At 70.5% G+C, this 22,295-nt stretch carries 22 protein-coding genes; 21 read left to right on the forward strand and 1 reads right to left on the reverse strand.

Annotation, left to right across the window (positions count from 1 at the left end):
* The first annotated feature begins 250 nt into the window (after positions 1–250).
* From thrB to ACH4E7_RS02000, 21 genes are all read left to right on the forward strand, one after another.
* On the forward strand, positions 251–1,189 hold the full coding sequence (gene thrB, locus ACH4E7_RS01900; RefSeq protein ID WP_396247027.1) for a homoserine kinase: 939 nt from the start codon (positions 251–253) through the stop codon (positions 1,187–1,189).
* A 579-nt stretch (positions 1,190–1,768) separates the two neighbouring features.
* Entirely contained in the window at positions 1,769–3,883 is a 2,115-nt protein-coding gene (gene rho, locus ACH4E7_RS01905; RefSeq protein WP_396247028.1) for a transcription termination factor Rho, read from the forward strand.
* Between the two features lie 155 nt (positions 3,884–4,038).
* A complete protein-coding gene (locus ACH4E7_RS01910) occupies positions 4,039–5,163 on the forward strand; it encodes an LCP family protein (protein ID WP_396247029.1) in 1,125 nt (374 codons plus the stop codon).
* Between the two features lie 148 nt (positions 5,164–5,311).
* Complete coding sequence (rpmE, locus tag ACH4E7_RS01915; protein ID WP_030235761.1) at positions 5,312–5,533, forward strand: 50S ribosomal protein L31; 222 nt, start codon at positions 5,312–5,314, stop codon at positions 5,531–5,533.
* 143 nt (positions 5,534–5,676) lie between these two features.
* Positions 5,677–6,753, forward strand: a complete 1,077-nt coding sequence (gene prfA, locus ACH4E7_RS01920; protein WP_396247030.1) for a peptide chain release factor 1 — start codon at positions 5,677–5,679, stop codon at positions 6,751–6,753.
* A gap of 63 nt (positions 6,754–6,816) precedes the next feature.
* The gene (prmC, locus tag ACH4E7_RS01925; RefSeq protein ID WP_350511993.1) at positions 6,817–7,683 is read left to right on the forward strand and encodes a peptide chain release factor N(5)-glutamine methyltransferase; all 867 of its coding nucleotides are present in this window, start codon (positions 6,817–6,819) and stop codon (positions 7,681–7,683) included.
* 46 nt (positions 7,684–7,729) lie between these two features.
* The gene (locus tag ACH4E7_RS01930) at positions 7,730–8,377 is read left to right on the forward strand and encodes an L-threonylcarbamoyladenylate synthase (RefSeq protein ID WP_396247031.1); all 648 of its coding nucleotides are present in this window, start codon (positions 7,730–7,732) and stop codon (positions 8,375–8,377) included.
* Between the two features lie 32 nt (positions 8,378–8,409).
* Positions 8,410–9,051, forward strand: a complete 642-nt coding sequence (locus ACH4E7_RS01935; RefSeq protein ID WP_396247148.1) for a protein-tyrosine-phosphatase — start codon at positions 8,410–8,412, stop codon at positions 9,049–9,051.
* A gap of 156 nt (positions 9,052–9,207) precedes the next feature.
* A complete protein-coding gene (glyA, locus tag ACH4E7_RS01940) occupies positions 9,208–10,497 on the forward strand; it encodes a serine hydroxymethyltransferase (RefSeq protein ID WP_396247032.1) in 1,290 nt (429 codons plus the stop codon).
* Between the two features lie 199 nt (positions 10,498–10,696).
* A complete protein-coding gene (locus ACH4E7_RS01945; protein ID WP_396247033.1) occupies positions 10,697–11,977 on the forward strand; it encodes an MraY family glycosyltransferase in 1,281 nt (426 codons plus the stop codon).
* Between the two features lie 317 nt (positions 11,978–12,294).
* Positions 12,295–12,738, forward strand: a complete 444-nt coding sequence (locus tag ACH4E7_RS01950) for a hypothetical protein (protein WP_396247034.1) — start codon at positions 12,295–12,297, stop codon at positions 12,736–12,738.
* 285 nt (positions 12,739–13,023) lie between these two features.
* Positions 13,024–13,836 (forward strand): F0F1 ATP synthase subunit A, encoded by an 813-nt coding sequence (gene atpB, locus ACH4E7_RS01955; RefSeq protein WP_396247035.1) that lies wholly within the window; start codon positions 13,024–13,026, stop codon positions 13,834–13,836.
* Between the two features lie 88 nt (positions 13,837–13,924).
* Positions 13,925–14,161 (forward strand): ATP synthase F0 subunit C, encoded by a 237-nt coding sequence (gene atpE, locus ACH4E7_RS01960; RefSeq protein WP_396247149.1) that lies wholly within the window; start codon positions 13,925–13,927, stop codon positions 14,159–14,161.
* 40 nt (positions 14,162–14,201) lie between these two features.
* Entirely contained in the window at positions 14,202–14,759 is a 558-nt protein-coding gene (locus ACH4E7_RS01965) for a F0F1 ATP synthase subunit B (protein WP_396247036.1), read from the forward strand.
* Positions 14,756–15,571: a F0F1 ATP synthase subunit delta gene (locus ACH4E7_RS01970; protein WP_396247037.1), complete on the forward strand. Its 816-nt coding sequence runs from the start codon at positions 14,756–14,758 to the stop codon at positions 15,569–15,571. The genes ACH4E7_RS01965 and ACH4E7_RS01970 overlap by 4 nt, the downstream gene beginning before the upstream one ends.
* A 156-nt stretch (positions 15,572–15,727) precedes the next feature.
* On the forward strand, positions 15,728–17,302 hold the full coding sequence (atpA, locus tag ACH4E7_RS01975) for a F0F1 ATP synthase subunit alpha (RefSeq protein ID WP_355671467.1): 1,575 nt from the start codon (positions 15,728–15,730) through the stop codon (positions 17,300–17,302).
* Between the two features lie 32 nt (positions 17,303–17,334).
* The gene (locus ACH4E7_RS01980) at positions 17,335–18,249 is read left to right on the forward strand and encodes a F0F1 ATP synthase subunit gamma (RefSeq protein ID WP_396247038.1); all 915 of its coding nucleotides are present in this window, start codon (positions 17,335–17,337) and stop codon (positions 18,247–18,249) included.
* Positions 18,250–18,251: 2 nt separating this feature from the next.
* Positions 18,252–19,697 (forward strand): F0F1 ATP synthase subunit beta, encoded by a 1,446-nt coding sequence (gene atpD, locus ACH4E7_RS01985; RefSeq protein WP_396247039.1) that lies wholly within the window; start codon positions 18,252–18,254, stop codon positions 19,695–19,697.
* A 184-nt stretch (positions 19,698–19,881) separates the two neighbouring features.
* On the forward strand, positions 19,882–20,265 hold the full coding sequence (locus ACH4E7_RS01990) for a F0F1 ATP synthase subunit epsilon (RefSeq protein ID WP_396247040.1): 384 nt from the start codon (positions 19,882–19,884) through the stop codon (positions 20,263–20,265).
* 149 nt (positions 20,266–20,414) lie between these two features.
* Positions 20,415–20,915, forward strand: a complete 501-nt coding sequence (locus ACH4E7_RS01995) for a DUF2550 domain-containing protein (protein WP_270144010.1) — start codon at positions 20,415–20,417, stop codon at positions 20,913–20,915.
* A 116-nt stretch (positions 20,916–21,031) separates the two neighbouring features.
* Positions 21,032–21,604 carry a cob(I)yrinic acid a,c-diamide adenosyltransferase gene (locus tag ACH4E7_RS02000; protein WP_396247041.1) on the forward strand — a complete coding sequence of 191 codons (573 nt, stop codon included), beginning with the start codon at positions 21,032–21,034 and terminating at the stop codon, positions 21,602–21,604.
* On the opposite strand, the gene ACH4E7_RS02005 is transcribed toward ACH4E7_RS02000, so the two are convergent.
* A complete protein-coding gene (locus tag ACH4E7_RS02005) occupies positions 21,601–22,194 on the reverse strand; it encodes a hypothetical protein (protein ID WP_396247042.1) in 594 nt (197 codons plus the stop codon). The genes ACH4E7_RS02000 and ACH4E7_RS02005 overlap by 4 nt on opposite strands.
* Positions 22,195–22,295: the final 101 nt, after the last annotated feature.

Genomic DNA, 22,295 nt, shown 5'->3' on the forward strand with positions numbered 1-22,295 from the left:
TTGACGGAGAAGGGTGTGCATTCCGGCCAGAAGCGGCAACACACCAGATCGAGGGCCCACGGGGTGTACCACTGGGGAACCTCTCTTCGATACTCTGGCTTCGGCCGTGTGGCACATGCCCCGGGCCCGTCCTGGTGCGGGCCGCGCCGACGACTGTGGCCGCCCGCCCCGTGGGTCCTCGGCCCTTCCCCCCACCCTTGCACCGACGACGCGCTCCGCGCCGCCCGATTTCCCCAGGAGAGTCCACCGCATGGCCGGTCCTGCGTTCCGTGCCGCCGCCGTCCGGGTCCGGGTTCCCGCGACCAGCGCCAACCTCGGTCCGGGCTTCGACGCCTTCGGGCTCGCGCTGGGCCTGTACGACGACGTGGTCGTCCGGGTCGCCGACTCGGGCCTCTCCGTCGACATCGCCGGCGAGGGTGCCGAGACGCTGCCCCGGGACGAGCGCCACCTGCTGATCCGCTCGATGCGGGCCGCCTTCGACCGGCTCGGCGGCCAACCCCGCGGCCTCGAAGTGGTCTGCGCCAACCGGATACCGCACGGCCGCGGCCTGGGCTCCTCCTCGGCCGCCATCTGCGCCGGCATCGTGGCCGCCCGCGCGGTCACCATCGGCGGTCCGTCCGCGCTGGACGACGACGCGCTGCTGGCCCTCGCCTCCGAGCTGGAGGGCCACCCGGACAACGTCGCGGCCTGCCTGCGCGGCAACTTCACCATCGCCTGGACCGACGAGGAGTCGGCCAAGGCGGTCACCCTGGAGCCCTCCGAGCAGGTCGTCCCGGTGGTGTTCGTGCCGGCCGGCGAGGTGCTCACCGAGACCGCCCGTGGCCTGCTGCCGAAGACCGTCCCGCTTGCTGACGCGGCCGTCAACGCGGGCCGATCCGCGCTGCTGGTGGAGGCGTTGACCCGGCGGCCCGAACTGCTCCTCACGGCCACCGAGGACCGGCTGCACCAGGACTACCGCGCCTCGGCCATGCCGGACAGCGCCGCGCTGGTCGGCGTGCTGCGCGCGGAGGGCGTCCCCGCGGTCATCTCCGGGGCCGGTCCGACCGTGCTGGCGCTCACCGACGAGGCCGGCGTCGACAAGGTGCTTTCCTTCGCCGGCCACCACGGCCACGGCGGGGACCCGGCGTTCGCCGCGCACCGGCTCGGCATCGACCGGACCGGGGCCGCCGTGCTCCCGCTGGGCGCCTGAGCAGCCAGTTCGGGCCCGGCGTCCAGCCGGGCCGTCCGGACACGATTGGCAAGCCCGAGGTCGGGGAATGTGTGAGGGGGTCGGTAGTGTTAACCTCATTGCTGCACCAGGTGCCCTCCGGGGCTCGGTGCGCCGCGTCCCGATCCCAGCACTCCACGGCCGTGGAGTCGTGGCGATGTCCGGGGCGACGATTCTCCGGGAGCCCACCGCAGCGCGTACGCAGCCTGCCTGCGCGACATGCGGCCGCATCCCGAAGCCGTGACGGCACCTGACTCCCACCCGCGGCCTCCCACCTTGAGGCCAGGACGGGCGGAGCGCGGGCCACCGTCACGCGACGGGGGCCCGGGATTCGCAGGCAGCGTGGGGGCAGTGCCCTCAGGGGAGGTCGACACACGACCGGCCCACGCGCCACCTCAGCACCACCGTGCTTCATGCACCGCACCTCGCAGCTCTCCCTCGACCGGCTCCCGCCATTCGAGGGATCACCGCCTCGGACCGACGCAGTCGAGCGTTGGTCAGGACAGCACAACCGGTCGCCGAGCCAGACAGGCCGACGTCCGCTCCAGGGAAGGACCCTTAGTGAGCGACTCCACCGATCTGATGGGCGCGCGCCCGGACGCCGATGCGTCGGACGCAGCCGCCGCCCCCGCTGCCCCGGCCCGCCGCCGCCGCAGTGCCGCCGCGGGCCTGGACGGCATGGTCCTCGCCGAGCTGCAGAAGCTCGCCGCGGACCTGGGCATCACCGGTACCGGGCGCATGCGCAAGAGCCAGCTGATCGAGACCATCAAGGAGAAGAGCGGCGGGGACCCGCTGCTCGCCGCCGGTGGCGCCCCGGCCGCCAAGCGCACCGCCGCCAAGGCGGACGCCGAGGCCCCGGCCGAGAAGCCGGCCCGTCGCACCAAGGCCGCCGCGGCCGCGGCCGCCGAGGCGCAGGCCCAGATCGACATCCCGGTCCAGGCCGCCGCCGAGACCGCTGCGCCCGCCCGTACCGAGCGCACCCGCCGTCGCGCCACCGCCGCCGCCGGCGCCCCGACCGCCCCGGTGGCCGAGGCCGCCGCCGAGGCCGCCACCGTCGCGGTGGCCGAGCCCAAGCAGGCCGACCGTCCGGCCGAGACCCGCGGCTTCGAGGGCCGCGAGGAGGGCCGGGAGACCCGCCGCGACCGCCGTGAGCGCCGTGAGCGCCGCGAGGGCGGCGAGCGCACCGAGCGCACCGAGCGCACCGAGCGCACCGAGCGCACCGAGCGTCAGGACACCGGCGAGGCCCAGGCCGGGCAGGACGGCGAGACGCGCGAGTCGCGCCGCGACCGCCGCAACCGCCGCGACCGCGCCGAGCGCCAGGGCCAGCAGCAGGGTCAGCAGCAGGGGCAGGCCGACGGCCAGCAGAGCCGCCAGGGCGGCCAGCAGACCCAGCAGCAGCCGCAGGTCCAGCAGGGCGGCTACGACGACGACGAGTTCGGTGAGGGCCGTCGGGGCCGTCGCGGCCGCTACCGCGACCGTCGCGGCCGTCGCGGCCGCGAGGGCTTCGAGACCGGCACCGTCGAGCCGCAGATCGGCGAGGACGACGTCCTGATCCCGGTCGCGGGCATCCTCGACATCCTCGACAACTACGCGTTCGTGCGCACCTCCGGCTACCTGCCGGGTCAGAACGACGTCTACGTCTCGCTCGCCCAGGTCCGCAAGAACGGCCTGCGCAAGGGTGACGCCATCACCGGTGCGGTGCGCCAGCCGCGCGAGGGCGAGCGCCGCGAGAAGTTCAACGCCATGGTGCGCCTGGACTCCGTCAACGGCATGGACCCGGAGACCGGCCGCGGCCGCCCCGAGTTCAACAAGCTCACCCCGCTCTACCCGCAGGAGCGGCTGCGCCTGGAGACCGACCCGGGCGTGCTGACCACCCGGATCATCGACCTGGTGTCGCCGATCGGCAAGGGCCAGCGCGGTCTGATCGTCGCGCCGCCGAAGACCGGTAAGACCATGGTGCTGCAGGCGGTCGCCAACGCGATCACCCACAACAACCCCGAGTGCCACCTGATGGTCGTCCTGGTCGACGAGCGTCCGGAAGAGGTCACCGACATGCAGCGGTCGGTGAAGGGCGAGGTCATCTCCTCGACCTTCGACCGCCCGGCCGAGGACCACACCACCGTCGCCGAGCTGGCCATCGAGCGCGCCAAGCGCCTGGTGGAGCTGGGCCACGACGTGGTCATCCTGCTGGACTCGATCACCCGTCTGGGCCGCGCCTACAACCTGGCGGCGCCGGCCTCCGGCCGCATCCTGTCCGGTGGTGTCGACTCGACCGCGCTGTACCCGCCGAAGAAGTTCTTCGGTGCCGCGCGCAACATCGAGAACGGCGGCTCGCTGACCATCCTGGCCACCGCGCTGGTCGAGACCGGCTCGCGCATGGACGAGGTGATCTTCGAGGAGTTCAAGGGCACCGGCAACATGGAGCTCAAGCTCGACCGGAAGCTCTCGGACAAGCGCATCTTCCCGGCCGTCGACGTGGACGCCTCCAGCACCCGCAAGGAGGAGATCCTGCTCGGCAGCGAGGAGTTGGCCATCGTCTGGAAGCTGCGCCGGGTGCTGCACGCGCTCGACTCGCAGCAGGCGATCGAGCTGCTCCTGGACAAGATGAAGCAGACCAAGAGCAACGCCGAGTTCCTGATGCAGATCGCCAAGACCACCCCCGGCTCCGGCGACTGACCGTAAGCCGTACGGCTGTTGAAGCACGGAACCCCGGATCGCGCGAGCGGTCCGGGGTTCCGTGCGTCAGCACGCCGACCAGGACGGCGGCTTTGTTCCAGGGTCGGGACAACTTGAGGCTATTCGATCATCTTGTCCGTTTTACTCTGGATCGTATGGCCGAGCACAAGAGGGTCCCGAGGCGTCGCCGCAAGGTCCTGCGGGTGACCGCCTGCGCGTTCGCCGCGCTCGTCGTCCTCGGCGGCGGGGCGGCCGGGTACGCGTACCTGAAGCTCAACGGCAACATCAAGAGCGTCGACATCGACGGCCGCCTCGGTGACGCCCGGCCCCCGGCCGCCACCGACGGCTCCTTCAACATCCTGGTGCTGGGCTCCGACTCCCGGGTCGGCGAGAACGGCGACCTGGCGGGCGGGGACACCGGCGAGAGCGCCCGCTCCGACACCGCGATGGTGGTGCACATCGGCCAGGACCACGCGCGGGCCTCGATCGTCTCCATCCCGCGCGACACCCTGGTCGACCGCCCGGACTGCACCGACGCGAACGGCAAGGCCGTCCCGGGCGCCGAACGCGCGATGTACAACAGCGCCTTCGAGGTCGGCGGCGCGGCCTGCGCGGTCAAGACCACCGAGCAGCTCACCGGGCTGCGGATGGACCACTACCTGCAGGTCGACTTCGCCGGCTTCGCCAGGGTCGTGGACGCGATGGGCGGGGCCACCGTGACCACCACGGTGGCCATCCACGACAAGGACAGCGGGCTCGACCTGCCGGCCGGCGAGCACCACCTCGACGGGCAGCAGGCGCTGGCCTTCGTCCGCACCCGGCACGGCGTCGGCGACGGCAGCGACCTCGGCCGGATCGAACTGCAGAAGCAGATGGTCAAGTCGCTGCTCCAGCAGGCCGGCGGGATCGGACTGTTCTCCAACCCGGTCAAGCTGTGGTCGATCGGCGACACCATGACCAAGAGCATCACGGCCGATTCCGCGCTGGGCTCGGTGAACTCCCTGGTGGGGCTGGTCCAGGAGCTCAAGGGGATCGGCCCGGACCAGCTGACCATGGTCACCCTGCCGGTGGAGACCGCCCCCGGCGACCCCAACCGGGTGGTCGAGCGGCAGCCGCAGGCCCGGCAGCTCTGGGCGGCGCTCAAGGCCGACCGGCCCGTCCCGCAGGCGGTCGTCTCGGCCCAGCCCCAGAACCCCGCCCAGGCGACCCCCACGGCCTCCCCAGCGGCTTCCCCGGCCACCTCCCCGAAGCCCGCCGCGACGGCCACGGCGGGGCGCTGACCGGGCCCGGACGGCGCCCGGAATATCCCGGAACAGGCCCCGGTTTTGGAAGGTGCGGCCGGTCCTGGCAGACTGGTACGTCGGTCCCGGTTCACGTGCGGCACTCCAGCCGCCGACCCGGTGCCCTCCCGAAACCTAGGAGAACCCCTTGAAGTCCAACGTTCACCCGGAGTACGTGGTCACCCGTGTGACCTGCACCTGCGGCGCCGAGTTCACCACCCGCTCGACCGAGACCAGCGGCGAGATCCGCGCCGAGGTCTGCTCGCAGTGCCACCCGTTCTACACCGGCAAGCAGAAGATCCTCGACACCGGTGGCCGCGTGGCCCGCTTCGAGGCCCGCTTCGGCAAGCAGCACAGCGCGAAGGCCTAGCGCTCCCTCGGCGCCGGTTCCCGGTGCCCCCGTACTCGTTCCGGGGGCGCTGGGGACCGGCGCCGTTCGCGTCCCCCCGCGCGTTCCGAACGCCCCGCATCCACCTCCTCACACGTTCCTAGCCCCGGGAAGAAGGCCACCCCATGTTCGAGGCAGTCGAAGAGCTCCTCGTCGAGCACGCCGACCTCGAAAAGAGGCTGGCAGAGCCGTCCGTCCACGCCGACCAGGCGAACGCCCGCAAGCTGGCCAAGCGGTACGCCGAGCTGACCCCGATCACCCGGGTCTACCGGCAGTGGCGGCAGACCGGCGAGGACATCGAGGCCGCGCGCGAACTCGCCGCCGAGGACCCGGAGTTCATCTCCGAGGTGAAGGACTCCGAGCAGCGCCGCGACGAGCTGACCGAGGAGCTGCGGGTCCTGCTGGTGCCGCGCGACCCGAGCGACGACAAGGACGTCATCCTGGAGATCAAGGCGGGCGAGGGCGGCGAGGAGTCCGCGCTGTTCGCCGGTGACCTGCTCCGGATGTACCTGCGCTACGCGGAGCGGATCGGCTGGAAGACCGAGATCATCGACTCCAACGAGTCGGACCTCGGCGGCTACAAGGACGTCTCGGTCGCGGTCAAGACCAAGGGCAACACCGAGCCCGGCCAGGGCGTCTGGGCCCGGCTGAAGTACGAGGGCGGCGTGCACCGCGTGCAGCGCGTCCCCGCCACCGAGTCCCAGGGCCGCATCCACACCTCCGCGGCGGGCGTGCTGGTCACCCCCGAGGCGGAGGAGGTCGAGGTCGAGATCCTCGCCAACGACCTGCGGATCGACGTCTACCGCTCCTCCGGCCCCGGCGGCCAGTCGGTCAACACCACCGACTCCGCGGTCCGGATCACCCACCTGCCGACCGGTATCGTGGCGTCCTGCCAGAACGAGAAGAGCCAGCTGCAGAACAAGGAGCAGGCGATGCGCATCCTGCGTTCGCGGCTGCTGGCCGCCGCGCAGGAGGAGGCCGAGCGCGAGGCCTCGGACGCGCGTCGCAGCCAGGTCCGTACGGTGGACCGCTCCGAGCGGATCCGGACGTACAACTACCCCGAGAACCGCATCTCGGACCACCGCACGGGGTTCAAGGCGTACAACCTGGACCAGGTCCTGGACGGCGACCTGAACGCGGTGATCCAGTCCTGCGTCGACAAGGACGCGGCGGCCAAGCTCGCCGCGGCCCAAGAGAACTGAGACCGGCGCGCCCCAGCCCGACGCAAGCCTGAAGCCGGAGCGCAGAAACAAGAGGTCGTACGGATGAACCTGCTGCTCGCCGAGGTGGCCCAGGCCACCCAGCGGTTGGCCGCGGCCGGCGTGCCGTCGCCGCGCTTCGACGCGGAGGAACTCGCCGCCTACGTCCACAACGTCAAGCGCAGCCAGCTGCACACGGTGAAGGACGCGGACTTCGACGCCCGCTACTGGGAGGCGGTCTCGCGCCGTGAGGCGCGCGAGCCGCTCCAGCACATCACCGGGCGGGCGTTCTTCCGCTACCTCGAACTGGAGGTCGGCCCCGGGGTGTTCGTGCCCCGGCCGGAGACCGAGACGGTCGTCGAGTGGGCGATAGACGCGGTGCGCGACATGGACGTCGCCGAGCCGCTGGTGGTCGACCTGTGCTCCGGCTCCGGCGCCATCGCGCTCGCCCTGGCCCAGGAGCTGCCGCGCTCGACCGTGCACGCCTTCGAACTCGACGAGGGCGCACTGGAGTACACCCGGCGCAACATCGAGGCCAGCCCGGACCGCGCGAGGGTCACCCTGCACGCCGGGGACGCCACCAAGGCCTTCGAGGACGACCGCTCCTGGGACGGCCGCTTCGACCTGGTGATCTCCAACCCGCCGTACATCCCGCTCACCGAGTGGGAGTACGTCGCGCCGGAGGCCCGCGACCACGACCCGCAGATGTCGCTGTTCTCGGGTGAGGACGGCCTGGACACCATCCGCGGCATCGAGCGGGTGGCCGCGCGACTGCTGCGCCCGGGCGGCGCGGTGGTGATCGAGCACGCCGACCAGCAGGGCGGCCAGGTGCCGTGGATCTTCAACGAGGAACGCGGCTGGACGGACACCGCCGACCACCGTGACCTGAACAACCGGCCGCGCTTCACGACGGCGCGTAAAGCCGTGCTGTGAAGCCCGTTGTGACCGTCATGAGCCATTCCAGAAGGGGACCGCACCGATGAGCCGCCGCTACGACTGTGCCGACGCCGGGGACCGTGCCACCGGCCTGCGTGAGGCCGCCTCGGCCATCCGCCGCGGCGAACTCGTCGTGCTGCCCACCGACACCCTGTACGGGGTCGGCGCGGACGCCTTCTCCCCGGAGGCCGTCGGCGAGCTGCTGGCCGCCAAGGGCCGGGGCCGCAACATGCCCTCGCCCGTCCTGGTCGGCTCGCCGACCACCCTGCACGGCCTGGTCACCGACTTCTCCGAGCAGGCCTGGGAGCTGGTCGACGCCTTCTGGCCCGGCGGGCTCACCCTGGTCGCCCGGCACCAGCCCTCGCTGCGCTGGGACCTCGGCGAGACCCGCGGCACCGTCGCGGTCCGGATGCCGCTGCACCCGGTCGCCATCGAGCTGCTGAACACCACCGGCCCGCTGGCGGTCTCCAGCGCCAACAAGACCGGCGGGCCGTCCCCGGCGACCTGCGACGAGGCGCAGGCCCAGCTCGGCGACGCGATCTCGGTCTACCTGGACGGCGGGCAGGCCGACCACGCCACCGCCTCGTCCATCGTCGACGTGACCGGCAAGGTCCCGATCCTGCTGCGGGCCGGCGCGATCAGCATCGAGCAGCTGAGGGAGGTCGTCCCCGACCTGGAGGCCGGAAGTTGACACCCACCGCCTCGCTCCATGACCGGCCCGGCATGGCGCCGTACCTGGCCGTGGGCCCCAGGCCGCTGGACCACTTCCGGATCCTGTTCGTCTGTACCGGGAACATCTGCCGCTCGCCGATAGCCGAGCGGCTCACCCGGCGTGAGCTGGACACCCGGCTCAGCCCCCGGGTGGCCGGCCGGATGCTGGTCGAGAGCGCCGGCACCTGGGGTCACGTCGGCGCGCCGATGGAGGACCACGCCGCGACCGTGCTCGACGAGTACGGCGCCGACAGCGGCGGCTTCACCGGCCGTGAGCTGCTCGACGAACACGTGGTCGAGGCCGACCTGGTGCTCACCGCGACCCTGGACCACCGCGCCCAGGTGATCTCGATGGGCCACGAGGCGGGGCTGCGCACCTTCACGCTGAAGGAGTTCACCCGCCTGGTGCGGACGATCGACCCGGGCACCCTGCCCGACCCCCGCCGCGGCGCCGACGTCACCGAGCGGGCCCGCGCGCTGGTCCGGGCGGCCGCCTCGTTGCGCGGCTGGCTGCTGGCCGCCACCCCGGAGTCGGACGAGCTGGAGGACCCGTACGGGGCGCCGATCGGCATGTTCCGCAACTGCGGCGAGGAGATATTCCACGCGGTCGACCCGGTGGTCACCGCGCTCACCGGTATGCCCGCGCCGCGCTGAGTCGAGCCGGGGGCTCCGAACGGCCCTGCGCCGCCCAACCGGGGGCTCCGAACGGCCCTGCGCCGCCGAGCCGGGCGGCCGAGACGGTCCTACGCTGGGTAGACCCCCCCAGCCGCCGGCCGGGGGCGCCCCATCCGCAGCGCCGGGAGCCTTGCCATGACCGTCACCGATGCCGCGACCGGCTCGACCGCGACGAGGGTCCGCCCGTGGGCGTCCGAGGCGCTGCACCGGGCGGATCCGCAGATCGCCGACCTGCTGGCCGCCGAGGCCGAGCGGCGGGCCGAGACGATCCAGCTGCTGGCGGGGGAGAACCTGACCAGCCCCGCCGTCCTGGCGGCACTGACCGGGCCGCTGATCGACAAGTACGCCGAGGGCTACCCGGGCCGACGACACCACACCGGCTGCGCGCTGGCGGACGCCGCGGAGCTGCTGGCGATCGACCGGGCCCGTGGGCTGTTCGCCGCCCCGCACGCCAACGTCCAACCCAGATCGGCGACTTCGGCGATGCTGGCAGCCTACGCGGCGCTGCTGCGGCCCGGTGACGGGGTGCTGGCGATGTCGCTGGAGCACGGCGGCCACCTCAGCTGCGGCTCGCGGGCCAACTTCTCCGGCCGCTGGTTCGCCTTCACCGGCTACGGCGTGCGCGAGGACGACGGCCTGATCGACCTCGACCAGGTGCGCGACCTGGCCCACCAGCACCGCCCCAAGGCCATCGTGGCGGGCTCGATCTCCTACCCCCGGCACCCGGACTGGGCGGCCTTCCGGGAGATCGCCGACGAGGTGGACGCCTATCTGATCGCCTCCGCCGCGCAGACCACCGGCCTCATCGCGGCCGGGGAGGCGCCCTCCCCGGTGCCGTACGCCGACGTCACGGTGGCGGCCACCCACAAGCTGCTGCGCGGCCCGCGCGGGGGCCTGCTGCTGTCCACCGCCGAGCTGGCCGAGCGGGTCGACCGGGCGGTGTTCCCGTTCAGCCAGGGCGGCGCGGCGATGAACGAGGTGGCCGGCAAGGCGGTCGCCCTCGCGGAGGCCCGGACGCCCGCCTACCGGGCCTACGCGCAGCGGGCGGTGGCAGGGGCTCGGGCGCTCGCTGCGGGGCTCGCAGAGGCCGGAATGCGCCCTCTGACGGGCGGGACCGACACCCATCTGGTGACCGCCGACGTCAGCTCGCTCGGGGTGACCGGCGCGGAGGCCGAGCGGCGCTGCGCGGCGGCCGGGCTGCTGCTCGGCAAGTGCGCGCTGCCGTACGACCCGGCGCCGGCCGCCGAGGCCTCCGGGATCAGGCTGGGCACGGGCACGGTGACCAGCCAGGGGATGGGCGAGGCGGAGCTGTCGGAGATCGCCGGGCTGATCGCGCGCCTGCTCGCCGGGAGCGCGGTGGCGTCGGTCGCGGAGCGGGTCCGCGAGCTGGCGGGGTCCTTCGCCGGGGCCTCCGTCGACGCGTGAGCGGGCGACGGCGAGCGCACCGATCGAGAGGTCTCGTGCACGGGTATCCGGATCTCCTACCCGGGAGGGCGAACCGCGATGCGCGTCCCGGGCGTCCGACTCAATAAGGTGTGTGCCGTGGCGACGCACCTCGAACCCCGGGAAGGCAGGGGAGTACCTTCGGTACCTCCCCGTTCGACAGTGATGCAGGAGGCCAGTGGTGCGTGAGTATCTGCTGGTGCTGTTCTGCACCGCCGCCGTCACCTACCTGCTGACCGGCCCGGTCCGGAAGTTCGCCATCGCGGCCGGCGCGATGCCCCCGGTCCGCGCCCGCGACGTGCACCGCGAGCCCACCCCGCGCCTCGGCGGCATCGCCATGTTCGGCGGGCTGTGCGCGGGCATCCTGGTCGCCTCGCAGCTGGACAACCTGAGCAAGGTGTTCAGCCAGGGCGGCGACATCCGCGCGCTGCTGTCCGGCGCCGGGATCATGTGGCTGCTCGGCGTGCTCGACGACAAGTGGGGCGTGGACGCGCTAGTGAAGCTCGGCGGCCAGATGATCGCCGCCGGTGTGATGGTCTGGCAGGGCGTCACGGTGATCACCCTTCCGGTGCCCGGCGTCGGCGCGGTCGCGGTGAGCCCGACCCAGGGCATGGTCATCTCGGTCACCCTGGTCGTCGTCATGGTCAACGCGGTGAACTTCATCGACGGTCTGGACGGCCTGGCGGGCGGCATGGTCTGCATCGCCGCGATGGCGTTCTTCCTGTACAGCTACCGGCTCTGGTACGGCTACGCGATCACCGACGCGGCCCCCGCGGTGCTGTTCAGCGTGCTGCTGATCGGCATGTGCCTGGGTTTCCTGGCGCACAACATGCACCCCGCGCGGATCTTCATGGGCGACTCCGGCTCGATGATGCTGGGTCTGATGCTGGCCGTCGCGGCGATCTCCATCACCGGCCGGGTCGACCCGGACCTGATCAACAACGAGACCGGTTCGCAGACCGCCACCGTGCACGCCCTGGTGCCGATCTACATCCCGCTGCTGCTGCCGCTGACGGTCATCGCGCTGCCGCTGGCCGACCTGCTGCTCGCGGTGGTGCGCCGCACCTGGGCCGGGCAGTCCCCGTTCGCCGCCGACAAGCGCCACCTGCACCACCGACTGCTCCAGGTCGGGCACTCGCACAGCCGCGCCGTACTGATCATGTACTTCTGGGCCGCGCTGATCGCCTTCGGCACGGTGGCGTTCTCGGTGACCAACACCGGCCGCACCGTGGTGCTGACCCTCGCCGGGCTCTGCCTCGTCGGTCTGGTGGTGCTGCTCACCCCGCGGTTCCGGCCGCGCGCCCCGCGGGCGGTGCAGTCCTTCGTCCCGCCGCGGTACCGGAGGCAGGGCGGCTCCGCTCCGATGGCCGAACTGTCGGCAAAGGACAAGCAACTTCTCGGTGAAGCCAGCCGGGGCTCGTCCGCGTCCTCCGACCACGACAAGGCCACCGGCCGTCGCTAGAAAGAAAGTTGACGTTCCGTCAAATAGCCTCACCCGTACGGTGGATTCGCTGCGCCGACGGTGTGACAGGAGCCACACGTTCATGGTAAAGCTCTCATCAAATAGTTTGTGATACCGTTCACGAGTACCGAGAACACGCCGAAAGACCTGACAGGTGGAGGACTTCCGTCCCCGGTCGGTCTCCCTCGACGGGCCCGCCGCTCACGCGGGCGGCCCGGCGGCGGCTCGCTCGGTCCGGTGCCACCACCACCGTTGTGCCTGTCACCACCGTCTGTGCCCGTCCCCCGCCACATCGACATGCCGCCGGAGCTGCCGACATGCCGTCCACCGACGCCCGGATCCTCCGAGGCGCCGCGATTCCCACTGCGGTCGCCGGGATCATCGCCATGGCGATCTCGTTCGTTGTCGCCGGTGGGAAAGGGCTGCTCGGCGCCCTCTTCGGCGCGCTGCTCGTAATGGCCTTCTTCAGCTTCGGCCAGGTCGCGCTCGACCGGCTGACCAGGTCGAACCCGCACATCATGATGGCCGCGGGGCTGCTGGTGTACACCACGCAGATCCTGCTGGTCGGCATCGTGCTCGCGATCTTCAAGAACACCGAACTGTTCAACCGGCAGGCTTTCGCCTTCACCCTGCTGGGCTGCGCCCTGATCTGGACGGGCTTCCAGGTGCGTGGCGCTCTCAAGGCCAAGACCTTCTACGTCGACACCGACGCCTCCGAAAAGAAGGGCGACAAGCCCTCCGACTCGGGGCGTCAACAGTGACGAGGCCCAACTGTCCCCCCAACGAGGGGGGCGGTGTTTATGCCGCACTGACGGGCTGCTATCGTCCGTCGCAACAACGGAGTACGGGAAGAGGCCTGGTCTGTCCGGACAGCGGACTGATCGCCCCCCGGACCCGCGCAGTCTTCGATGATCCCGCAGTCGCGCAGCGCGCCGTCGCGCGGGGTCGGCGAGAAACCCATCAAGTTCCAGTGCCGCTCCGTGGCCGCAGGCCACGCCGACACACCGAGGTTGCCGTAACCATGCGTCACGACGAAGGAGTCCGCGGTGAGTGCTGAACTCACGTCCCTCGCCTCAGGCAGTTGCCACTTCGGCGACGCTGGCTGCGGCTTCCCGGCCCCGGGTCTGAACGAGTTCCAGTTCAAGCCGATCTTCTCGGTCGGCGGCGTCGACTTCAACAAGCCGATGCTGCTGTCGATCCTCGTCGCGCTGCTGGTGGTCGTCTTCTTCTGGGCCGCCTTCGCCAAGCCGCGTCTGGTTCCGGGCAAGCTGCAGCTGGTCGGTGAGATCGGCTACGACTTCGTCAAGCGTTCCATCGTGCTGGAGACGATCGGCAAAAAGGGCGAGAAGTACGTCCCGATGCTGGTCTCGATGTTCTTCTTCGTGTGGCTGCTGAACATCATGTCGATCATCCCGTTCGCACAGTTCCCCGTGACGGCGGCGATCGCGTTCCCGGCCGGCCTCGCGGCGGTCGTGTGGGTCACCTACATGACGCTGACCTTCAAGAAGCACGGCTTCGTCGGCGGTCTGAAGAACCTCTGCTGGCCGTCGGGCATCCCCGGCTGGGTCATGTTCATCCTGGTGCCGATCGAGTTCTTCTCGAACATCTTCGTGCGCCCCTTCACGCTCGCGGTCCGAGCCTTCGCGAACATGTTCGCCGGCCACCTGCTGATCGTGATGTTCTCCATCGCCTCCTGGTACCTGCTCAGCCCGACCCTGGGCGCGCTGTACGGCTCGGCCTCCTTCATCGTGGCCGTCGCGCTGACCGCCTTCGAGCTGCTGGTCCAGTTCCTGCAGGCCTACATCTTCGTGATGCTGGCCAGCAGCTACATCGCCGGTGCCCTGGAAGAGGCTCACTGAGCCTGAGGCCCTGGCCTCCCATGAACCACCATCTGGAATCCCGGTGGCCAATCACCACCGGTTCACCACCCTGCAAAGGACAATTGCAATGAGCAACCTCGCTGAGGGCGTCGTCGGTTCCATCGCTTCCGTCGGTTACGGCCTCGCCGCCATCGGCCCCGGCATCGGCGTCGGTCTGATCTTCGGCAACGGCGTTCAGGCCATGGCCCGTCAGCCCGAGGCCGCCGGCCTGATCCGCTCGAACATGTTCATCGGCTTCGCGCTGACCGAGGCGCTCGCGCTCATCGGCATCGTCATGCCGTTCGTGTTCGGCACCGGCAAGTAATTCCGGCACACCGGTAGTCCCCCAGACGAAAGGTTCAGATATGAACCCCGTGGTCTTCCTCGCGGAAGAGGAGAAGATGAACCCTCTTCTCCCCGCTTGGCCCGAGGTCATCATCGGCCTGCTCTGCTTCTTCATCGTCTTCGGTCTGCTCGGCAAGAAGCTCCTCCCCAGCATCGAGAAGGTGCTGTCGGAGCGCCGGGACGCCATCGAGGGCGGCATGGAGCGCGCCGAGGCGGCTCAGGCCGAGGCCCAGGCCGTGCTTGAGCAGTACCGCGCCGAGCTCGCCGAGGCGCGCCACGAGGCCGCCCGCATTGTTGAGCAGGCTCGCGAGCAGGGCGCTGCCCAGCTCGCCGAGATGCGCGAGGAGGGCCAGCGTCAGCGCGAGGCCATCGTCGCGGCCGGTCACGCCCAGATCGAGGCTGACAAGAAGCAGGCGACTGCCGCCCTGCGCCAGGACGTGGGTTCGCTGGCCACCCAGCTGGCCACCCGCATCGTGGGTGAGTCCCTGGAGGACCACGCCCGGCAGAGCGGCGTGATCGACCGCTTCCTGGACGAGCTGGAGGCCAAGGCCGCCGTTGCTCAGGGTGCGGCCAAGTGATCGGCGCCAGCCGCGAGGCTCTTGCCGCCGGTCGGCAGAACCTGGAGAGCCTGACCGACTCCACCTCGGTGGACGCGGCCAAGCTCGCCGAGGAGCTCACCGCCGTCACGGCCGTGCTGGACCGCGAGGTTTCGCTGCGCCGCGTCCTGACCGACCCGTCCCGGTCGGGTCAGGACAAGGCCCAGCTGGTCACCGCGCTGCTGACCGGTCAGGTCTCCGGCGAGGCCGTGGACCTGGTCTCCGGCCTGGTCCGCTCCCGCTGGTCGGGTTCGCGTGACCTGGTGGACGCGACCGAGGAGCTCGCCGCGTACGCCGAGATCATCGCCGCGGACAAGGCCGGCGTCCTGGACGACGTCGAGGACGAGCTGTTCCGCTTCGGCCGGGTGGTGAGCGGCTCGCACGAGCTGCGCGCCGCGCTGACCGAGCCGAAGGCCGGGGCCGTCGCCAAGGCCGAGCTGATCAAGAAGCTGCTCGGCGGCCGCGCCAACGCCGGCACCGTCCGGCTGGTCACCGCTCTCGTCAACGCGCCGCGTGGCCGTAGCCTGGAGCAGGGCCTGGAGTCCTACTCGAAGCTCGCCGCCGCGCGCCGCGGCCGCGTGGTGGCCCTGGTCACCAGTGCGGTGCCGCTGTCGGACACCCAGAAGGAGCGCCTGTCCGGTGCTCTGGGCCGGATGTACGGCCGCCAGGTCCACCTGAACATCGACATCGACCCCGAGGTCGTCGGTGGTGTCCGGGTGCAGATCGGCGACGAGATCATCGATGGCACCGTGTCGAGCCGCCTCGAAGGCGCTCGCCAGTCGCTCGAAGGCTGAGCACCCAAGCAGCACATCCGACCCTCGGTCGGGAAACCGGTTCCCCAAGGAGCCGGCAAATCGTACGGCCGGTTCATACGACCCGGCCGAGAGTCGAGTACTTGCGGCCCTCAATGGCGGGCCGAGGATCGCAAACTAGGAGAGCAGGGAAGCCTGATGGCGGAGCTTACGATCCGTCCGGAGGAGATCCGGGACGCGCTGGCCGACTTTGTCCAGTCGTACCAGCCGGACGCCGCCTCTGTGGAAGAGGTCGGCACGGTCACTGACGCGGCGGACGGCATCGCGCATGTCGAGGGTCTGCCCTCGGTCATGGCGAACGAGCTGCTGAAGTTCGAGGACGGCACGCTCGGCCTCGCGCTGAACCTCGACACCCGTGAGATCGGTGTCGTCGTCCTGGGTGAGTTCGGCGGCATCGAAGAGGGCCAGACGGTGCGCCGCACCGGCGAGGTCCTCTCGGTTCCGGTCGGCGACGGCTACCTCGGCCGCGTCGTGGACCCGCTGGGCAACCCGATCGACGGCCTGGGCGACATCGCCTCCACCGGCCGTCGCGCCCTTGAGCTGCAGGCCCCCGGCGTCATGGCCCGCAAGTCGGTCAAGCAGCCGCTGCAGACCGGTATCAAGGCCATCGACGCGATGACCCCGATCGGCCGCGGCCAGCGTCAGCTGATCATCGGCGACCGCCAGACCGGCAAGACCGCGGTGGCCGTCGACACGATCATCAACCAGCGCGACAACTGGCGCTCGGGCGACCCGGAGAAGCAGGTCCGCTGCATCTACGTCGCCGTGGGCCAGAAGGGCTCCACCATCGCGTCCGTCCGCGGCGCCCTGGAGGAGGCCGGCGCGCTGGAGTACACCACCATCGTGGCTGCTCCCGCCTCCGACCCGGCCGGCTTCAAGTACCTCGCCCCGTACACCGGTTCGGCCATCGGCCAGGAGTGGATGTACGACGGCAAGCACGTCCTGATCATCTTCGACGACCTGTCGAAGCAGGCCGAGGCCTACCGCTCCGTCTCCCTGCTGCTGCGCCGCCCGCCGGGCCGCGAGGCCTACCCGGGTGACGTCTTCTACCTGCACTCCCGTCTGCTGGAGCGCTGCGCCAAGCTGAACGACGCCCTGGGCGGCGGCTCGATGACCGGTCTGCCGATCATCGAGACCAAGGCCAACGACGTCTCGGCGTACATCCCGACCAACGTCATCTCCATCACCGACGGCCAGTGCTTCCTGGAGTCCGACCTGTTCAACGCCGGCATCCGCCCGGCCGTGAACGTCGGTATCTCGGTCTCCCGCGTCGGTGGCTCCGCCCAGATCAAGGCCATGCGCTCGGTCGCCGGCCGTCTGCGTCTGGACCTCGCCCAGTACCGCGAGCTGGAGGCCTTCGCCGCCTTCGGTTCCGACCTGGACGCGGCCTCCAAGGCCCAGCTGGAGCGCGGTGCGCGCATGGTCGAGCTGCTGAAGCAGGGTCAGTACCAGCCGTTCCCGGTCGAGGAGCAGGTCGTCTCCATCTGGGCCGGTACCACCGGCAAGATGGACGACGTCCCGGTCGCCGAGATCCGCCGCTTCGAGCGCGAGTTCCTGGACCACGTGCGTCTGCAGCACAAGGACCTGCTCGCCGGCATCGTCGAGACCGGTCTGCTCGCCGACGGCACCGTCGACGCGCTGACCACCGCGATCGAGGCCTTCAAGCAGGGTTACCAGACCGCCGACGGCAAGCTGCTCTCCGAGCAGGCCTGAGTCCGGTAGCGAGGGAAAGGACGTAACGACCCATGGGAGCACAGCTTCGGGTCTACAAGCGCCGGATCCGCTCTGTCACCGCGACGAAGAAGATCACCAAGGCGATGGAGATGATCTCCGCGTCGCGCATCGTCAAGGCGCAGCGCGCGGTGGCCGCCTCCACTCCGTACGCCGATGAGCTCACCCGGGCGGTGACGGCGGTGGCCACCCGGTCCAACGCCAAGCACCCGCTCACCACCGAGAACCCGAGCGCCTCGCGCGCCGCCGTCCTGCTGATCACGGCGGACCGCGGCCTGGCGGGCGGTTACTCGACCAACGCCATCAAGGCCGCGCTGGTGCTCTCCGAGCGCCTGCGGTCCGAGGGCAAGGACGTGGTGACGTACATCATCGGCCGCAAGGGCGTCTCGTACTACACGTTCCGCGGTCTGACGATCGCGGAGTCGTGGACGGGATTCTCGGACAAGCCGACCTACGGTGACGCGAAGACCGTGGCGGCCGATCTGATCGAGGCCTTCACGGCCGAGACCGGCGGCGTGGACGAGCTCCACCTGGTCTCGACCGAGTTCGTGTCGATGCTGACGCAGAACGCGGTGGAGGCCCGGCTGCTGCCGCTGAAGCTGGACGAGGTCCAGCTCAGCGACCAGACGCCGGCCAAGTCGGAGATCTTCCCGCTGTACGACTTCGAGCCGTCGGCGGAGGGCGTCCTGGACGCGCTGCTGCCGCGGTACGTCGAGAGCCGGATCTACAACGCGCTGCTGCAGTCGGCCGCTTCCGAGCACGCCGCCCGCCGCCGTGCGATGAAGAGCGCGACGGACAACGCCGGCGAGCTCATCAAGTCGCTCACGCGGCTTGCCAACTCGGCCCGTCAGGCCGAGATCACCCAGGAAATCAGCGAGATCGTCGGCGGCGCCAACGCCCTCGCCGACGCTAGCCGCGGGAGCGAATGAGTATGACCACCACTGTTGAGCCGACCACGGCGACGGGCCGCGTCGCGCGGGTCATCGGCCCGGTCGTCGACGTGGAGTTCCCCGTCGACGCGATTCCGGACATGTTCAACGCCCTGCACGTCGAGGTCGAGAACCCCGACGGCACGGGCAAGAAGACCCTGACCCTCGAGGTCGCCCAGCACCTCGGCGACGGCATGGTCCGCGGCATCTCGATGCAGCCGACCGACGGCCTGGTCCGCGGTTCGCAGGTCACCGACACCGGTGCCGCGATCTCCGTGCCGGTCGGCCAGATCACCAAGGGCAAGGTGTTCAACGCCCTCGGTGACGTGCTGAACGTCGACAAGGACGAGTTCGAGTCGCAGGTCGAGGTCCGGTGGCCGATCCACCGCAAGGCCCCCGAGTTCAAGGACCTCGAGTCCAAGACCGAGATGTTCGAGACCGGCATCAAGGTCATCGACCTGCTCACCCCGTACGTCACGGGTGGCAAGATCGGTCTGTTCGGTGGTGCCGGTGTCGGCAAGACCGTTCTGATCCAGGAGATGATCTACCGCGTCGCCGAGAACTTCGGTGGTGTGTCGGTGTTCGCCGGCGTCGGCGAGCGCACCCGTGAGGGCAACGACCTCATCGACGAGATGGTCGACTCGGGCGTTCTGGACAAGACCGCGCTGGTCTTCGGCCAGATGGACGAGCCGCCGGGCACCCGTCTGCGCGTCGCGCTGTCCGCGCTGACCATGGCGGAGTACTTCCGTGACGTCGAGAAGCAGGACGTGCTCCTCTTCATCGACAACATCTTCCGGTTCACCCAGGCCGGTTCCGAGGTGTCGACCCTGCTCGGCCGCATGCCCTCCGCGGTGGGCTACCAGCCGAACCTGGCCGACGAGATGGGCCTCCTGCAGGAGCGCATCACCTCGACCCGCGGTCACTCGATCACCTCGATGCAGGCGATCTACGTCCCCGCGGACGACCTGACCGACCCGGCCCCGGCCACCACCTTCGCCCACCTGGACGCGACGACCGTTCTGTCGCGTCCGATCTCGGAGAAGGGCATCTACCCGGCCGTCGACCCGCTGGACTCCACGTCCCGCATCCTCGACCCGCGGTACATCGCGCAGACCCACTACGACACGGCCATCCGTATCAAGGGGATCCTGCAGAAGTACAAGGACCTCCAGGACATCATCGCGATCCTCGGTATCGACGAGCTGTCCGAGGAGGACAAGGTCACGGTGCACCGTGCCCGCCGCATCGAGCGCTTCCTCTCGCAGAACACCTACGTGGCGAAGCAGTTCACCGGTGTCGAGGGCTCGACCGTGCCGCTGTCGGAGACCATCGAGGCCTTCAACGCGATCGCGGACGGCAAGTACGACTCCGTTCCGGAGCAGGCCTTCTTCATGTGCGGTGGCATCGAGGACCTCGAGAAGAACGCCGCCGAGCTGGCCAAGAAGTAATCGCGGCCGGTAGCAGCTGAGTGACCGTGAGGGGTGGCCCCCGAGCCTGGGGTCCACCCCTCGCGTCGCATCGGCTGTGATTCCGGTCAAATCCGTGCCGCCGGTTTCATGCCGGAGGCGCGGGGCCGTTATTCTTACCGAAACTCCCGAGTAATCGGGCGTTGCATGAGCCTAGGAGCCCACGTTGGCTGAGCTGCACGTCGAGCTGGTCGCAGCCGACCGCAAGGTGTGGTCCGGTGCGGCCACCATCGTCGTCGCCCGTACGGCCTCCGGTGACACCGGCATCATGCCGGGCCACACCCCGGTGCTGAGCGTGCTGGAGACCGGTCCGGTCACCATCCGTACGGTGGACGGCGGCACCGTGATCGCCGCGGTGCACGGCGGCTTCATCTCCTTCGCCGACAACAAGCTGTCTCTGCTCGCGGAGATCGCCGAGCTGGCGGACGAGATCGACGTCGCGCGTGCCGAGCGCGCGCTGGAGAAGGCCAAGGCGGACCTGGACGAGCACGCCGAGCGTCGCGCCGAGGTGCGTCTGTTCGCGGCGCGCGGCCTCAAGGCCCACGCCTGAGTGCGCCGGACCCCGGCTTAGCGGGGTCGACCGACGGTCCCGGGGACGCGCGAGCGTGACCCCGGGACTGTCGTCGTAGTTGGTAGGTCAGCGCGGTCGCCTGGTACGACCGTTAACGGGGAACGCGGGTAGCGAGGAGGTAGGTGAGCATGGTCCTCGCGCTTGTGGTGTGTGCGGCGGTCGTGGCGCTGGGAGTGATCGGCCTGATGGCCTTCGCCGTGCGCCGCCGCCTGATCCAGCGGGTCGGCGGCACGTTCGACTGCAGCTACCGGCTCAAAATGCCCGCCGACGCCTCGACGCAGCCCGACCTCGACGAGAACGGCAAACCCACCTCAGCCCCGGTCCCCCCGACCGACGGCAAGGGGTGGGTTTTTGGTATCGGCCGCTACAGCGGCGACTCGATCGAGTGGTTCCGGGTCTTCTCGTACGCCCCGCGTCCGCGCAAGGTGCTGCCGCGCCGGGAGATCGAGGTGCTCGGCCGGCGCTACCCGGAGGGCCAGGAGGAGCTGGCGCTGCTCTCCGGCTCGGTGGTGCTGCGCTGCCTGCACAACGGGGACCCGCTGGAGCTGGCGATGAGCGAGGACGCGCTCACCGGCTTCCTGGCCTGGCTGGAGGCGGCCCCGCCCGGCCAGAGGGTCAACGTCGCGTAGCGACGAGACTCTCGCGGTGGGGGTACCCTCCCCCAGCCTGGCGGCCGGGCCGTGCCCCCAGGCCGGCGGCTGGGAGAGGGTTAACGTCGCCTAACCCGCCGGGCTAGTCTGGCCGCATGGTCAATCTGACGCGCATCTACACCCGTACCGGTGACGACGGCACCACCGCGCTCGGCGACATGAGCCGGACCACCAAGACCGACCCGCGGCTGATGGCGTACGCCGACGCCAACGAGGCGAACGCGGCGATCGGGGTGGCGGTGGCGGCCGGCGCACTGGCCGAGGACGTGGTGGCCGTGCTCACCCGGGTCCAGAACGACCTGTTCGACGTCGGTGCGGACCTGTCCACCCCGGTGGTGGAGGACCCGAAGTACCCGCCGCTGCGGGTGCTGCAGTCCTACATCGACCGGCTGGAGGGTGACTGCGACCACTACCTGGCGCAGGTGGAGAAGCTGCGCAGCTTCATCCTGCCCGGCGGCACCATCGGCGCGGCCCACCTGCACCTGGCCTGCACGGTGGTGCGGCGGGCCGAGCGCTCCACCTGGGCGGCGATCGCGGAGTACGGGGACTCGGTCAACCCGCTGACCGCGAAGTACCTCAACCGGCTCTCCGACCTGCTGTTCATCCTGGCCCGGGTGGCCAACAAGGAGCGCGGCGACGTGCTCTGGGTGCCGGGGGAGAACCGCTAGACCCGCTCGGCAGGGGCCTTCCGCTCCACCACCCGGCCGTTCTCGACCCGCACGCCGGCCGGCGGCTCCTTGGGCCAGATCGAGTAGCAGCCGGCCACGACCAGGTTCACCACGGCCGCGATGCCCAGCTTGACGTACCACTGGCTGAAGGTGCCGAAGTGGGCGGAGCCCGCGGAGAGCGGCACCAGCAGGCTGATCAGGCCCAGGGTGATCACGGCGGACACGACGGTTCGGCCGGCGACCTGCCACTCGTACCTGGTCCGCTCCGGGCCGTACTTCGGCGAGGGCAGCGGCTTGGGGCTGCCGGCGAAGCGGTGCAGGAAGTGCCGGTCGGCCCAGCGGACCAGCGAGGGGCCGTAGCCGACCGAGAAGCCGGCGTAGCTCGCGGCCAGGGCGTGCATCCAGCCCGCCTCGGCGCCGCCGCGCAGGTTGAGCACGGTGAGCGCGTACAGGGCGAGGTCCACCACCGGGAGGCCGATCAGCAGCGCGGTGCTGGTGCGGCGCAGGCGCAGCAGGTAGCGGGCGGAGAGCGCGAGGCCGAGCACGATCCACCAGGAGATCTCGGCCGCGACGATGAGGGTGACGATCACGTTCTGCTCCCGGTCGGTTCGGCGGTCCGGGCCTGTCCTCGGGTTCCGGCGGGCCCGGCGAGGACCCTGGAGACACGCCCTGGTCCAGCCTCGTGCGCGGG

The organism is Kitasatospora sp. NPDC018058, assembly GCF_044327205.1.
GTDB lineage: Bacteria > Actinomycetota > Actinomycetes > Streptomycetales > Streptomycetaceae > Kitasatospora.

Coding starts and splice junctions, on each gene's coding strand:
- thrB (WP_396247027.1), top strand. CDS start 251: ATGGCCGGTCCTGCGTTCCGTGCCGCCGCCGTCCGGGTCCGGGTTCCC.
- ACH4E7_RS01910 (WP_396247029.1), top strand. CDS start 4,039: ATGGCCGAGCACAAGAGGGTCCCGAGGCGTCGCCGCAAGGTCCTGCGG.
- prfA (WP_396247030.1), top strand. CDS start 5,677: ATGTTCGAGGCAGTCGAAGAGCTCCTCGTCGAGCACGCCGACCTCGAA.
- prmC (WP_350511993.1), top strand. CDS start 6,817: ATGAACCTGCTGCTCGCCGAGGTGGCCCAGGCCACCCAGCGGTTGGCC.
- ACH4E7_RS01930 (WP_396247031.1), top strand. CDS start 7,730: ATGAGCCGCCGCTACGACTGTGCCGACGCCGGGGACCGTGCCACCGGC.
- ACH4E7_RS01935 (WP_396247148.1), top strand. CDS start 8,410: ATGGCGCCGTACCTGGCCGTGGGCCCCAGGCCGCTGGACCACTTCCGG.
- glyA (WP_396247032.1), top strand. CDS start 9,208: ATGACCGTCACCGATGCCGCGACCGGCTCGACCGCGACGAGGGTCCGC.
- ACH4E7_RS01950 (WP_396247034.1), top strand. CDS start 12,295: ATGCCGTCCACCGACGCCCGGATCCTCCGAGGCGCCGCGATTCCCACT.
- atpE (WP_396247149.1), top strand. CDS start 13,925: ATGAGCAACCTCGCTGAGGGCGTCGTCGGTTCCATCGCTTCCGTCGGT.
- ACH4E7_RS01965 (WP_396247036.1), top strand. CDS start 14,202: ATGAACCCCGTGGTCTTCCTCGCGGAAGAGGAGAAGATGAACCCTCTT.
- atpA (WP_355671467.1), top strand. CDS start 15,728: ATGGCGGAGCTTACGATCCGTCCGGAGGAGATCCGGGACGCGCTGGCC.
- ACH4E7_RS01980 (WP_396247038.1), top strand. CDS start 17,335: ATGGGAGCACAGCTTCGGGTCTACAAGCGCCGGATCCGCTCTGTCACC.
- atpD (WP_396247039.1), top strand. CDS start 18,252: ATGACCACCACTGTTGAGCCGACCACGGCGACGGGCCGCGTCGCGCGG.
- ACH4E7_RS01995 (WP_270144010.1), top strand. CDS start 20,415: ATGGTCCTCGCGCTTGTGGTGTGTGCGGCGGTCGTGGCGCTGGGAGTG.
- ACH4E7_RS02000 (WP_396247041.1), top strand. CDS start 21,032: ATGGTCAATCTGACGCGCATCTACACCCGTACCGGTGACGACGGCACC.